Source organism: Methanomassiliicoccales archaeon, assembly GCA_026394375.1.
GTDB lineage: Archaea > Thermoplasmatota > Thermoplasmata > Methanomassiliicoccales > UBA472 > JAJRAL01.
Genome location: JAPKYJ010000021.1, coordinates 55,992 through 68,528 on the forward strand (window position 1 = coordinate 55,992; position 12,537 = coordinate 68,528).

12 protein-coding genes are annotated in these 12,537 nt (G+C 59.0%); 7 read left to right on the forward strand and 5 right to left on the reverse strand.

Translation table 11 applies throughout. The features are described from left to right. The first annotated feature begins 90 nt into the window (after positions 1-90). The 4 genes from NT137_05220 to NT137_05235 are packed head-to-tail and all read left to right on the forward strand — an operon-like array spanning position 91 to position 4,240. Positions 91-1,671 (forward strand): FAD-dependent oxidoreductase, encoded by a 1,581-nt coding sequence (locus NT137_05220; protein ID MCX6652736.1) that lies wholly within the window; start codon positions 91-93, stop codon positions 1,669-1,671. Then, positions 1,668-2,942: an FAD-binding protein gene (locus NT137_05225; GenBank protein ID MCX6652737.1), complete on the forward strand. Its 1,275-nt coding sequence runs from the start codon at positions 1,668-1,670 to the stop codon at positions 2,940-2,942. Before NT137_05220 ends, NT137_05225 begins: the two co-directional genes overlap by 4 nt. After that, complete coding sequence (locus NT137_05230) at positions 2,943-3,989, forward strand: (Fe-S)-binding protein (protein MCX6652738.1); 1,047 nt, start codon at positions 2,943-2,945, stop codon at positions 3,987-3,989. It abuts the gene before it with no gap. 35 nt (positions 3,990-4,024) lie between these two features. Then, positions 4,025-4,240 carry a hypothetical protein gene (locus tag NT137_05235; GenBank protein MCX6652739.1) on the forward strand — a complete coding sequence of 72 codons (216 nt, stop codon included), beginning with the start codon at positions 4,025-4,027 and terminating at the stop codon, positions 4,238-4,240. Between the two features lie 3 nt (positions 4,241-4,243). On the opposite strand, the gene NT137_05240 is transcribed toward NT137_05235, so the two are convergent. After that, positions 4,244-4,924, reverse strand: a complete 681-nt coding sequence (locus tag NT137_05240; protein ID MCX6652740.1) for a hypothetical protein — start codon at positions 4,922-4,924, stop codon at positions 4,244-4,246. A 9-nt stretch (positions 4,925-4,933) separates the two neighbouring features. Next, positions 4,934-6,391 carry a hypothetical protein gene (locus NT137_05245; GenBank protein ID MCX6652741.1) on the reverse strand — a complete coding sequence of 486 codons (1,458 nt, stop codon included), beginning with the start codon at positions 6,389-6,391 and terminating at the stop codon, positions 4,934-4,936. Between the two features lie 146 nt (positions 6,392-6,537). On the opposite strand from NT137_05245, the gene NT137_05250 reads away from it, so the two are divergent. Together NT137_05250 and glmS are read left to right on the forward strand one after the other, a co-directional pair. Continuing rightward, positions 6,538-7,737: a sugar phosphate nucleotidyltransferase gene (locus NT137_05250; GenBank protein ID MCX6652742.1), complete on the forward strand. Its 1,200-nt coding sequence runs from the start codon at positions 6,538-6,540 to the stop codon at positions 7,735-7,737. Then, positions 7,737-9,527 carry a glutamine--fructose-6-phosphate transaminase (isomerizing) gene (glmS, locus tag NT137_05255; protein MCX6652743.1) on the forward strand — a complete coding sequence of 597 codons (1,791 nt, stop codon included), beginning with the start codon at positions 7,737-7,739 and terminating at the stop codon, positions 9,525-9,527. The genes NT137_05250 and glmS overlap by 1 nt, the downstream gene beginning before the upstream one ends. Here the strand turns inward: glmS and cas4 are convergent, their stop codons facing one another. Then, positions 9,528-10,514, reverse strand: a complete 987-nt coding sequence (gene cas4 / locus NT137_05260; GenBank protein MCX6652744.1) for a CRISPR-associated protein Cas4 — start codon at positions 10,512-10,514, stop codon at positions 9,528-9,530. A gap of 20 nt (positions 10,515-10,534) precedes the next feature. Next, the gene (locus NT137_05265; protein MCX6652745.1) at positions 10,535-11,320 is read right to left on the reverse strand and encodes a C15orf41 family protein; all 786 of its coding nucleotides are present in this window, start codon (positions 11,318-11,320) and stop codon (positions 10,535-10,537) included. 328 nt (positions 11,321-11,648) lie between these two features. On the opposite strand from NT137_05265, the gene NT137_05270 reads away from it, so the two are divergent. Then, positions 11,649-12,224, forward strand: a complete 576-nt coding sequence (locus tag NT137_05270; protein ID MCX6652746.1) for a hypothetical protein — start codon at positions 11,649-11,651, stop codon at positions 12,222-12,224. A gap of 12 nt (positions 12,225-12,236) precedes the next feature. On the opposite strand, the gene NT137_05275 is transcribed toward NT137_05270, so the two are convergent. Further along, complete coding sequence (locus tag NT137_05275) at positions 12,237-12,494, reverse strand: RNA repair domain-containing protein (GenBank protein MCX6652747.1); 258 nt, start codon at positions 12,492-12,494, stop codon at positions 12,237-12,239. Positions 12,495-12,537: the final 43 nt, after the last annotated feature.

The window sequence follows — 12,537 nt, forward strand, 5'->3', positions numbered from 1 at the left end:
ACGTTTTGCGGCCTCCACGGCGGTGTTCTTCGATAGCATCATAAGCATCTGGGATTGTCAGGCTACTCACAAAGAGACGGAGAATCGGAATTGCCCAGGATAGAGGTCCTAGTCATCGGCGGAGGCGCCACGGGAGTGGGCGTGGCCAGAGATTTGGCATTGCGCGGCGTGCGCACCATGCTCCTGGAGCGGAGCGATTTCTGTTCTGGCTCCTCGGGGGCCAATCACGGCATGCTTCACTCCGGAGCCCGCTACGCTCTAAGCGACGCACAATCTGCCAGGGATTGTGCTTCCGAGAACGAGATCCTGAGGAAGGTGGCAGGGTTCTGCATTCAGGATTGCGGAGGCGTCTTCGTGCGTACCGCCCTGACGCCTGAAGGTCACAAGGAATCCTTCCTCAAGGCTCTGAAAGACCTGGGGATTGCCAATCAGCCCCTTTCTGGTAGTGAACTTAGAGCTCGGGAGCCGAGACTCGCCCCCGAGATAGATGAAGGGATCGCGGTCCGAGATGCCTCCATCGACCCTTTCGCGCTTGTGCTGGCGAACGTGCGCTCCGCTCGACAAGCGGGTGCTGAGATCAGGAACTACGCCGAGGTGAGGTCGTTCAAGCTGGGCCGAGGGGGAGTGGAGGAGGTGCTGGCGAGAGATGCGACAAAGGGTGAGACCATCCGCATCAAGCCGGAATTGGTGGTGAACGCTTCTGGAGCCTCCGCGGGACACATATCATCCATGGCTGGTCTGTCGCTGCCTTTGCTGGTGGACAAGGGCTCGATGCTGGTGTTCGACGGTCGCTTGGTGAACGGGCTGGTGAATCACTTGAGGCCGGCCGCGGACGGGGACGTCCTCGTGCCCAGTCACTCTGCCACCATCGCGGGCACCACCTCCGCGCAGCATATGAGACCGGGAAAGGCGACGGCGACCAAAGAGGAATCGAAACGGTTGTTGCATGAGGCCGCCCTGCTCGTGCCAGCGGTGAAGGAGGCCAGAATGGTGCGTGCCTTCGCCGGATTGCGTCACCTGCGGTCCGATTCAGGGCTGGGAAGGGGGGCAAGCCGCTCCCACCAGGTCATCGACCACCGCGATCAGGGGATCGACAACATGGTGAGCCTAACAGGGGGTAAGCTCACCACCTATCGCCTGATGGCGGAGAGATGCGCCGACCTGGTATGCCAGAAGCTTGGAGTGCGGTCCAGGGGCATCACCGCGAGAGAGCCGCTGGGGCCGTCCCCCGACCTTAGACAATTCCCCAGGCTTTCGAGCTGGAGCCGCTTGCGTATGTCCAGTAGGTACGGGCCCTTGGCGACCGAGGTGGCCAAACATTGCCTCCGCAGCGAGCGCGGCCTGGAGGTGGCTTGCAGCTGCGAATACGTGCTTCGTGGTGAGCTGGATTTCTTTGCGAAGGACGAGGACGTGAGGGGCCTTGACGATTTGATGCGTAGGACGAGGGCGGGAATGGGATACTGTCAAGGCGGGCTCTGCGTCATGAAGCTCGCCTCGGTCCTGCATGAGAGGAAGAAATGTGACGCCAGAGAGGTGATTGGCACATTCTTGGAGGAGAGGGCAAAGGGCATCGAGACGGTACTGGAAGGCCCCCAGCTCCGCCAGGAGGTGCTGAAGATGTACCTGCTTGCAGGGACCTATGGCCTTAGAAAGCAAGGAGGTGAGGGATGAGGGAACTGGACCCGCTCGAGATCGACGTCCTGGTTCTGGGCGGAGGGGCAGCTGGGCTCATGGCCGCCTCTGTGCTTGCCGACGAGGGCAAGAGCGTGGCCGTGGTCAGCCGCTCCGCCACCGCCACCGCGCTGTCCACCGGCTGCATCTCCTTCGTTCGCTCGGACGTGTTCCGAGAAAGGGGTGCGAAGGTGGACCTGGAGACCCTCGCCCATTCCGTTCATCCATTCTCAGACCTTTTCGACGGAGCAAGTTCCACCTTGGAAGAGATCATCCTCGACATGAGCGCCTTCTTGGTGAGGGCGCTCGTAGACGAGGGCCTGGAGATGTCCGCCGACGTTTTCACCTACCACCGTCTGCTCACCAACCTGGGAACGAGCTACAACTGCTCCCTGGCTCCCCTGCACACGGCCGCAGGTGAGCTGGACGAATTGGAGCGCAGCGGTCTGGTCTTCCTTGGCTTCCGAGGGCATCCAGATCTGGACCCCGACCTGGCAGCGCACATCGTGTCTTCGGATCGGCGGCTGAAGTCGCCGTCCTCACATTGGGCCAAACTGAAGACGTTCAAAGGCCGGACCGAGCTGACGGTCACCGAGGCGGCGGAGATCCTGCGTTCGGAGGCAGCGAAGGAGGAGGTGGCCAAGGTCATCTCTGATCTGTCGGAGGAGAATGTGGCCGTTCCCCCGCTTTTCCGTTTGGCGCATTTCGAGAAAGGCATGCGCTGGCTGCGAAAGGCCACAGGCCGCAACGTCTTCGAGCTCGTCACCCCCCTGTCCCTACCGGGGCAACGACTCCAAGAGGGTCTGGAGAAGCACGCTGCCTCGGAAGGCTGCATCCTGCTCCAAGACCGAGAGCTCACTGGATTGAGGTTCGAAGGCAACCGGGTCGTGGAGGCAACGGTGGTGAGCCGCACACGTGAACAGAGAATGCGCTTCAACGCTCTAATCGTCGCCTCCGGGGACGTGATCGGCGGAGGATTGTCCTTGGAAGGCCTCGAGGTCCGCGATCCGCTTTCCGCCTTCAAAGTAGGTAAGGTGAAGAAAAGCCGCGTCGGTGTCAGGGGCATCGAGCTGAAGGCATTGGAGACCGTGGAGACGGGGCTCCTGGCCGGCAACGACACCCGACTGATCTCCAAAGAAGGCGTCCATATGCAGAACGCCTTCGGGGCCGGGTCTGTACTGGCGGGTTTCTCCTATCCTACGGGCGTCGGTCTGGGAGGTAGCCTGATCACTGCATGGGTGGCGGCACGCACGGCAAAGGAGGTGGCCTAGGTGCTCACCACGAGCCCTGGCTGCATAGAATGCGGGAGATGCGCCAGAGCTTGCCCGGTGACCACGCTTCGCGGCTTCGAGGATTTCCCCGGCCCCCGGACCCTGGCGGTGGATGCCCCGCGCTTCGGCAAGGAACTCTCTTCCCTCCGGTCCGACTTGGAGAAATGCACCACCTGCTGGAGATGCGAGGACGTATGCCCATCGCGTATTCCCCTGGTCGACCTCATTTTGGATGCCAGGAGGGAGCTGTACTCCCTGGAAGGATTGCCTTCAGGGCACAGGCGGATACTGGAGAACATCGACGCGTATCGGAGGGCGGTGACTCCTGCCAAAGAGAGGGGACCGATCGTCAAGGCATCCGCCGCAAAGCTCCTCTATTTCCCTGGCTGCATCGCAGAGGAGTGCCTTCCTGCGATCAGATCATCCACCACCGCCATGCTCAGTTTTTCAGGACACGAGTTCCGCTTCGCCGAGGGGTGGTCCTGCTGCGGCGCACCGTTGGAGAAGATCGGCGATCAGAGGAGGCTGCAGAAGGTCAAGGAGGAGAACTTGAAGGCATTCGACGGATACGAGACCCTAGTCACCTCCTGCCCTGGGTGTCTGACCCAGTTCGTGCGTAGCTACAAGATCGACGCGTTGCATACACTGGAGTTCCTCAAGGAATCCGTCAGCCCGGTCAAGCTGCAGTTCCGCTCATCGAAGACCAGGCTGCGCGTTGCATTGCAGCAGCCATGCCATCTGGCCCGGACGATCGGGCCGCATGCCATCGACTACTCGTATCAGCTGCTGCAGCGCGTTCCCGGGCTGAAGCTGGTGGAGATCGACGAGCCATCACGATGTTGCGGCGGCGGGGGAGGAGTGGTGGCCGGGCATCCGGACATCGCGCTTTCCCTGGCCCAGGCCAAGGTGCGCTCCGCCCTAGACGCCAAGGCGGACATCATCGTGGCTCCCTGTCCGTTCTGCGTGACCAATCTGGGCCGGGTGGGCGGCCTCCCGGTGCAGGACCTGGTGGAATTTCTGGCCTCGCATGTGTCGGACAGGAAATGAAGAAGACACAAATACGGGTTCTTCGATGACTGCGCGTGAACACGAAGGAAAAGGCGCTCTGTTTCTCCTGTCTCTACCGGGATTCTAGACCAGAGACCGGGATGGGAGACGGCTTGATCTACTGCATCAAGAAGGAGCGGGTGGTCGGTCCGAAATCCTCCTGCGAACTCTACGTCAAATCCACGGACCTATCAAGAGAGAACCTGAAGAGTTCGATGTATGGTTCCTATTCGGAAGAAGAGGATGGTTGAGCCCTATCTCCATTCCAGCAGCTTGGTCTTGCTGGACTTCCCTGCGTTGACGATATCGAACGGTATCCATTGCGGCGTGCTTGGATAACCGCGCATGTGCCGGATGCGCATCATCTTGTTGAGCTCATCATCGAATTTCAGCTCCACCACGCCGTCCGCGATGGCCATCAGGTGGTTCACCGTCCTCTCGTCGTGGACGCCGTCATGCAGGGAGACGATGATCGAACCGAACTCGGAGCGGACGCGTGAACTGGATATCTGGAAGAACTTGAGCACCACGTTCGGCTGGTTGTAGAGGAACAAGGTGGAGAGGGTGTAGAGGAAGATGCGGATCCTCTTGCCGGTATCGTTGGCGATGGCGGCGATGTTGAACATTATGCCTTCTAGGTCGGAGATGGGTATGATGCCGCTCCCCTTGCCAGGTCGTTCGTCGGTGTAGCCGAGCAGAGTGGAATGATAGTCGAGCAGGAAAAGACGCTTGCCCAGCACCTCTGAGGTCGCGAGGCCGAAGGATTCCATGAGGTCGAGAACATCGCGCGCGCCGCAGTCCACGGCCACGAAGACCACTGCCTCTCCACGCTCAAGATAGTCCTTCGCCAGATAGACGTTGAACTCCAACAGTCCGATGCCTGGGCTGCCTATCATGAGCATCGAGCATTGATCGGGCAAGGTGGCATGGAGCATCATTTCACCTCAGACGATGGGGGTCAGGGCGATCTGCCCTCCCTGGTCGTTTTCCCGGAAGGTGATGGCATAGCATTCCGTGTACGGCTCTTCGCCGTAGAGCAGCACCGTCCCTCCCACCCGGTCCAGCTTCAAGTGCGTGGTGGCCAGGTCTTTCAACCGTTCGATGGATGCGTTGGATTGCGAGGTGATGCCGATGAATAGGGAACGATTGCGCTTCACCGCCGCCAGAAGGTCGGTCAGTTGGTCCATGACCTGCGCCCCATAGACCGATTCCGCGCTATCGAAGCCGATGAGCGTGAGATAGGGCTGTTCCGCCCCTTGTAGGTGATAGGATATGTTCTGCCACTTCAGGTCCGCCGCCGCGCTGGACCCCTCTACTGGCAGAACGAACTGACCGCCGGTGATGTCCATGGCCGACGCCAGCTCCGGTACCCGCACCTGCCTATCGAACCGATCCTTCGGCAGCGCATCCGCCAGACGGGAGCGCACACCCTCCGCACTCGCCTTGCGCAGGGGCATCCAAATCACGCCTCGGCTTAAGCTCACGAAGTTCGCCACCAGGGCGTCCTCGAAGATGTTGGCGACCGGTGTAGGCACGCCCCTGCCCATCTCGATGAGCACGATCGAACCCCTACCCAATCCTCCGCCAAGAAGCTGGTCCAGGTCCTTGATGCCAGTGGACAGCATCTCTTCTGAATCCGGTATATGCCTCCATTGTCCGTTCGATCCAGCGGCTCGTTCCCAACGATACTCGAAGCTCTGTATCCTTCCTCCTTTCAAGGTATAGAGGTACTTGGGCTGACGGATCTCGCAGCCTCTCAGTTTGAGGATCTCGATCACCCTGGTCCTCCTTCCTTGGTGCTCGTCCGAGGTCAGGCGGATCACTCCATCGCCGAGGTAATCGAGCATCTGTTCTGGGCTCTCCAGGACATAGACCATATTGGCGCCGAACCCTTCCACCACGTCCTTCTGCAGAGTGTTGATGAGCTTGATGCAAGCGAGTCCGTATCTTTCCGCCAGCGCATCGATGCTATCGACGACCACCAGCGTCCTCTCGGGTGCGCGTTTCTCCACCGCAGTGTACATATCCTCTATCTCGCCCAGGTCCTTACCGATCGACACTGAGACCAGGCCCTTGCCCGAGGGCCTGAGTGCGGTGTTGATGCCCTTGAGAGCGCTCAGTCCCTGGCGGGCATCCTCTGCCTTCTGTCCATCGATCCGGGAAGTGACCTCGGAGGCCAGCTTATCCCTGAGCCAAGGGAATTGAAGTAGAAGCGATTCGTCAGAGACCCGGGTGGAGAAATAGAAGCTGCTCTCCACCGCCACCAGGTCCTCAATGATCTGAAGGGCGAAGGTGGTCTTGCCAGCGCCTGCCATCCCCCTCAAGATCAGAGAATGCCCTCCCGGGTTGGTGAAGAACGAATGGACCTCTTGAGGGATTCCTGCGGCGCTGGATTGGGACAATACCCCTACCTCCTTTCCACTGCCAGATAATTACGTAGAGCCGTGCCTTTAATATCTTTTGGTTGGTTATCATCGCTGATAGCTTTGGCCTGCCCTTGTCTCCGGCCAACATTTAATACCGCCAAACGGGATTGGCGAACTGAAGGGTGAGGGTTTTGAAAGCGGTGGTCCTGGCTGCGGGTGAAGGGACTAGGTTGCGTCCGTTCACCAACTCCCGTCCAAAGGTCATGATACCAGTAGCGAATCGGCCCATCCTGAGTTATGTTGTTCAGGCACTGGTGGACAATGGTATTCGTGAGATCGTGTTCGTCGTCGGTTACAAACGCGAGAGAATCATGTCCTACTTCGGCGACGGCCAGGTGTTCAGGGCCAAAATCGAGTATGTGGTTCAGGAGAAGCAGCTGGGCACGGCACACGCGCTTCTAGCCGCCAAGGACAAGGTGCAAGAGGAGTTCCTGGTGCTGGCCGGGGACAACATCATTGACGCCCGCATAGTCTCAGAGCTTCTCCAGGCGAAGGAGGGACCGGCAATGGCGGTCGCCGCCAGTGAGATGCCTTCGAAGTATGGAGTGGTCGGCCAGGAGGCCGGTCGAGTGGTGAGCATCGTGGAAAAGCCCACTACGACCTCTGAGAAGGTGGTCTCTACTGGCATGTACCGTCTGACCCCGGAGACGTTCGTGATACTTGAGGAAGCAGCCTCCAAAGGCATTATGGCCATCACGCACGCCCTAGGAGCGAATCTCAAACGCATGCACCTGCGGGCGGTGCACACCACAGGAAAATGGATGGACGTGGTCTATCCCTGGGATATAATCAAGGTCAACAGCGCGGCCATGGAATGGGAGGGGCTCTCCGTCCAAGGAACGGTGGAGGACAATGTCGTGCTCAAAGGCCCGGTCTCGGTCGGTCCTGGCAGTCGCATCCGCTCAGGGTGCTACATCGAAGGTCCAGTGGTCATCGGTAAGGGCTGCGACATCGGCCCAAATGTGACGATACAGGCGGCCACCAGCATAGGCGACGCGGTGGTCGTCGGCCCATACTCGCACATAACGGAATCGGTCATTATGAACCATGTCAACCTAGGATCGCAGGCCCATCTCTCCCACTGTGTCATCGATGACGGTGTGCAGGCAGGCCCTGGTCTGATGTCCGCCGCGTCCGAGGCGAACCTCAGCGTCGAGCGGGAGATCTTCGCATTGAAACGAATCGGCATGCTGGTAGGGCAGAACACATCCTTCGGGTCGGGCGTTACCGTGGAGGCCGGTACGATCGTCGGCTCGGAATGCAGGATCGGCAACCATGGCCGGGTGAGAGGCAATCTGGAGAACAGGAGCATCGTGATCTGATGTGCGGCATCGTGGGATATACTGGCTCCCGTAATGCCACCGAGGTCCTCATCAGCTCGCTCAAGCGATTGGAGTACCGAGGTTACGACTCGGCCGGGATCGCAGTCATCGACGGGGGCGTGCGCATTCACAAGGACAAGGGAGAAATCGCCATTATGGAGAGGTCTCTGCCCGCCATGCGCGGGGGGGTCGGAATAGCCCACACCAGATGGGCCACTTGCGGCAAACCCTCGAAGGAGAACGCCCATCCGTTCCATGACTGCACCGGCAAGTTGGCCCTGGTCCACAATGGCATCATCGAGAATCACCTCGCCTTGAAACGCAGGCTGATGGAACGAGGGCATGAGTTCACCTCGGAAACCGACACGGAGGTGCTGGTCCACCTGGTGGAGGAGTACGATGTCGGGTCTCTCATCACCGCCTTCATGTCGGCGCTGAGGGAAGTGAAAGGTTCGTACGCCGTGGTCATGCTGGTCGATGGCACGGACACGTTGTTCGCCGCCAGGAATGGCAATCCCCTGGTGATCGGTCTGGGCGTGAACGAGAACTTCGTGGCATCGGACGTCACAGCACTACTGGACTACACCAACAAGGTCATCTACCTCCTGGACGGGGACGTGGCCGAGGTTTCGCCCAGGGGTGTCGTCATTCGCGACCCGGATGGAAATGTTGTGGAAAGGCGACCGGACATCATCACCTGGAGCGCCGAGGATGCGCAGAAAGGCGGCTTCGAGCATTTCATGCTCAAGGAGATATTCGAAGAGCCTGAGGCGGTACAGAACACGCTCACGGGCAATCTCGACAGCAACGCAGCGGGTGAAGACTGGTATGGAAAGGACCTATCCTCAGTGCGGCTGGTGGCCTGCGGCACTTCCTACCACGCAGCCATGATCGGCAAGTACGTCCTGGAGAAGGTGGCCAAGGTACCGGCCAGCGTGGAGCTGGCCTCGGAGTTCCGCTACGCCTCGGACGTTAGAGAGGACCCGCTCGTGGTCCTGATCACCCAGAGCGGAGAGACGGCCGACACGCTCGCAGCCGCAAGGCAGGCCAGGAGGCGGGGCCTCTCAACGCTGGCCATCACCAATGTCGTAGGGAGCAGCATAGCTAGGGAGGTCGGCGACGTTTTCTATACGCACGCCGGGCCGGAGATTAGTGTAGCGGCCACCAAGACCTTCATGGCGCAAATGGTGGCAATCTACCTGCTAGCCATGCGCCTCGGATCGGCAAGAAAGACCATCGGGCCAGATGCCCTGAGGGAAATGCGATCGCAGCTCATGGCCGTACCGAATCACATCCGCCAGGTCCTTGACCAGGCGGACCGGGTGGGGGAAGCGTCCAATATGCTGGCAGAGGCCAGGCACGCGTTCTACCTGGGTCGGAACATCAGCTACCCGGTCATGCTTGAGGGCGCGCTGAAGCTGAAGGAGATATCCTACGTCCACGCAGAAGGTTTTGCCGCCGGTGAGCTGAAACACGGTCCTTTGTCCCTCATAGATTCCTCTACGCCAGTGGTCGCCGCCTGTGTCAAGGACCATACCTACGAGAAGATGCTCTCCAATATAGCGGAGGTCAAGGCGCGGGATGCGCCGGTCATCGCCCTCGCCCAAGAAGGGGATGAGGACGTGCAGAGCCTGGTCGATCAGGTCATCTTTTTCCCCGACGTTCCTCCCTTGTTCTCTCCGTTCCCCATGACGGTGACCTTGCAGCTCCTGGCCTACGCTGCGGCCAGGAAGAAAGGGTGTCCCATCGACAAACCGCGCAATTTGGCCAAGAGCGTCACCGTCGAATGATCAGTCGAGACGCTCCGGGCACATCTCGCGGCGAGAGCAAGAGCGGCATTTGCCCGGGCGGTTGTGATTGCGATGCACGTTCCCGCTTCGCTTCCTCTCCCGTATCTCATCAAGCTTGGATATGACGAGGTCTCGGAGGTCCTCGTTGAACTCCACCTCATGCTCTTCGTCTCCGTATCGCAAGAGACCGTGGGAAACGTTCCGGGCCATGACGTCGCTGACCAGGAGGCAGTAGGCGGCCACCTGGATGATGTGGGAGAACAGCGGTCCCTTGGGTCGGCGACCGGTCTTGATCTCTACAGGCACCAATTCTCCGTTCAGCTCCAGGATGTAGTCCGGTCGCCCGTTCAGTCCATACTTCGCCGATCGCAGCAGTCGAGAACCATTGACGCCCACATACTTGATGTCGCCTTCGATTGTCTGGGCTTGACGTTTCTTACTTGCCTCTCGGCTCGAATTGAACGAATTCTGCAGTGCCAGCGACGCGCCGATCAGCCACACGAGAGCGGCCACCTCCAGTACGATCGCAAGCGTGAAGTCCTGGTGCAAGAGGGTGACGGAGTTCAGGGCCACCACCATGGCAATGATGGCCGCGACCGCAACGCCTCGCTCATACTTGGCGCTCCGGCGCTCATCCTTGTGCGAGGCGGAACGGTAGAGCAAGAAAAGGGCCGCCCCGATCCAAACGATGGAAATGATGCTTAGGACAGCGCTTATCTCCCCCGAGCTTGCCAGCCCCATGAGCGAGAGCCCGACGAGGCCCAGGATAGTGGCGATGACGGAGAACACCAGCACCACCATCTCCCAATTGCGGGCCTCCGTTTCTCTCTTCACAATGAGATTGAGGTCTCGGGAGAACGTCTCGTGTTCCTGGTCTCCTTTCTTCAGCGCTTCTGAGGTCACTTGGACCTCAAGGCTCAACCACCAGCTCAACGGACAGTAGCAGTAGCGTTCGAGCTCGCTCGCGGAGATGGTCTCTTGGTGCATCGCGCGATGTTAATGGCGTCCTACAATAACGGCTTTTTGCATTCCGTGCTCAGTACCTTGCAGTCCATATGCAGGAGCGACATGTCGGTGATGAAGATGCCTCTCGGATTCTCGATCTCGTCCACGAAGCCGAACCAGTAGACCACCAGTCCGTCGCCGAAGAGCTCCGTGTACGGCTCGAGCTGCTTCTTCACGTTCTTGTTTATCTCCACCCGGTCCCCGAACGAGGCCTTTGATTCGATCCAGTTGATGTCCCAACCGTTGACGCGTATCGGCTCGTCCAGGAGGCAGTCGGGGGTCTTGGGGAACTCGCCGCGCAGGTCCTTCTCGGTCCGATAGGTCAAGTTCTTGGAGTTCAGCCATCCCTGCAGCTGCTCCTCGCCCCACGTCCCGCGCTTGTACTGCGCCTCATTAGCCCAAGGGGAGTAGATGCAATCTTCTTTCGTGATCTCCAAGATATCTTTCTTCAGGCGCGGGTCGGTGATGCTCTCCGGCTCTCGCACATGTTTCCAGAAGACCTTCTTGGAGCAGCCGTTGGCCTGGAAGATCATCATGCCGGTGAGGATGGGCGGAAACTCGTGCTTGCTGGAGAGCCAAAGCATGCTCTTCCCCGCCCTCCAGTCCTTGAGGAGATGGGGCGCTATCCTCTGCACGCGGTAGAACTTCTTGGTCGTCTCTCTCACCGTCTTCTGGGTGAAGATCACCGTCAATAATTCCTCGTCCAGATTGAGTTCGCGAGCCAGGGCCTTTACGTCCGAGGGGTTTCGCAATCGATCGTAAATCTGTTTGAAATCGTTACCTTTCATCGTTACACTTTCTGCGCTTCGTAGAATTGGAGGGTTATTTGAACCTATCGCAACTTGTGATCGGTCCAGTCTCCGAGGAGCGATGTCAGAAACGCCTCCCGTCATGCTTCGATCTCGCTCCTTTTCGCGTTCTTACCTTCATTCCCTTTTCGCTCCCCCTTATTGCTTGGCCAGGATGCCCAAGTCTGCAACATGGTTAAATACTGGTAAGGGCGTTCAATTCACGTTGGCGGTTCGGTCCGCTGACTAGCAGATAGGAAGATGGGATATGGAACAGTTGGATTCTGTCGGTTTGTCGTTCATGGCCAAAGAGCCGGGCCCACCATGGTTGCCTGCGAGCGCCGCGGAAGCGAGAAAGCTCGCCTATTGGGCACAATGGATCTGCCTTCTCTTCGGCATCATTTGGCTGGTCTATGGTATAATTGATTTGATTCTATGGTCTAGGTTCGGGCTTGGACTTGGATGGTACGGCATCGTTGGCGCCGCAGTGAACATCGTGACCGTGTTCATGTTGAAGAAGACCGTCTTCGATGCCATCGATCAGGGTAGGTTCCGCGAGGCCAATGACAAGATGCTCATCTGGGCCATACTGACCATCATCTTCGGATTGCTCGGGGGCATATTCCTTCTCCTGGCATACCTCAAGATGAACGAGGTTTTCCAGCCGAACTATCAACCCTACCCGGCGGGACAATACCAGGCAGCGCCCCAGGGTCAACCGCAGCCTCCGCAACCTGCGTCACAACCAGCACCGCAAGCACCGCAGCCAGCCCCGGTACCTCCACCTCAACCTCAGCAGCCAGCGTCACAGCAGAAGCACGCTGAGATGGTGAAGTGCAAGAAGTGCGGGGTGCAGTATCCGGCGTTCATGCGCACCTGTCCGAACTGCAACGAACCGCGCTGAAACGCCTTCCTTCTATTCTTCCCTTCTCCCCTTCCCTTCCTCTACCTGAAAGAGCGATCGCCCTCGATACTCGATTCGCCTGATGCGGTGAAACGGTATCTTCGCCTCCTTCGTGACGAAGAAGGAACGCTCCAGCTCCACTATGTCCTTGCCCAGCACGTTCATGACATCGCCGGGAGCGCCTCGGTGGAGGTAGATGATGATCGCTTCGGCCAGATCCTCTCCTTCCGTCCACTTCAGTCGATTCAGGATCTCCCGCGGATAGGTCATATGGCATCATAGCGCATTACGACCGACAAATTCTTTTTGCCTT

Coding starts and splice junctions, on each gene's coding strand:
- NT137_05225 (MCX6652737.1), top strand. CDS start 1,668: ATGAGGGAACTGGACCCGCTCGAGATCGACGTCCTGGTTCTGGGCGGA.
- NT137_05240 (MCX6652740.1), bottom strand. CDS start 4,924: ATGCTCCATGCCACCTTGCCCGATCAATGCTCGATGCTCATGATAGGC.
- glmS (MCX6652743.1), top strand. CDS start 7,737: ATGTGCGGCATCGTGGGATATACTGGCTCCCGTAATGCCACCGAGGTC.
- cas4 (MCX6652744.1), bottom strand. CDS start 10,514: ATGCACCAAGAGACCATCTCCGCGAGCGAGCTCGAACGCTACTGCTAC.
- NT137_05265 (MCX6652745.1), bottom strand. CDS start 11,320: ATGAAAGGTAACGATTTCAAACAGATTTACGATCGATTGCGAAACCCC.
- NT137_05275 (MCX6652747.1), bottom strand. CDS start 12,494: ATGACCTATCCGCGGGAGATCCTGAATCGACTGAAGTGGACGGAAGGA.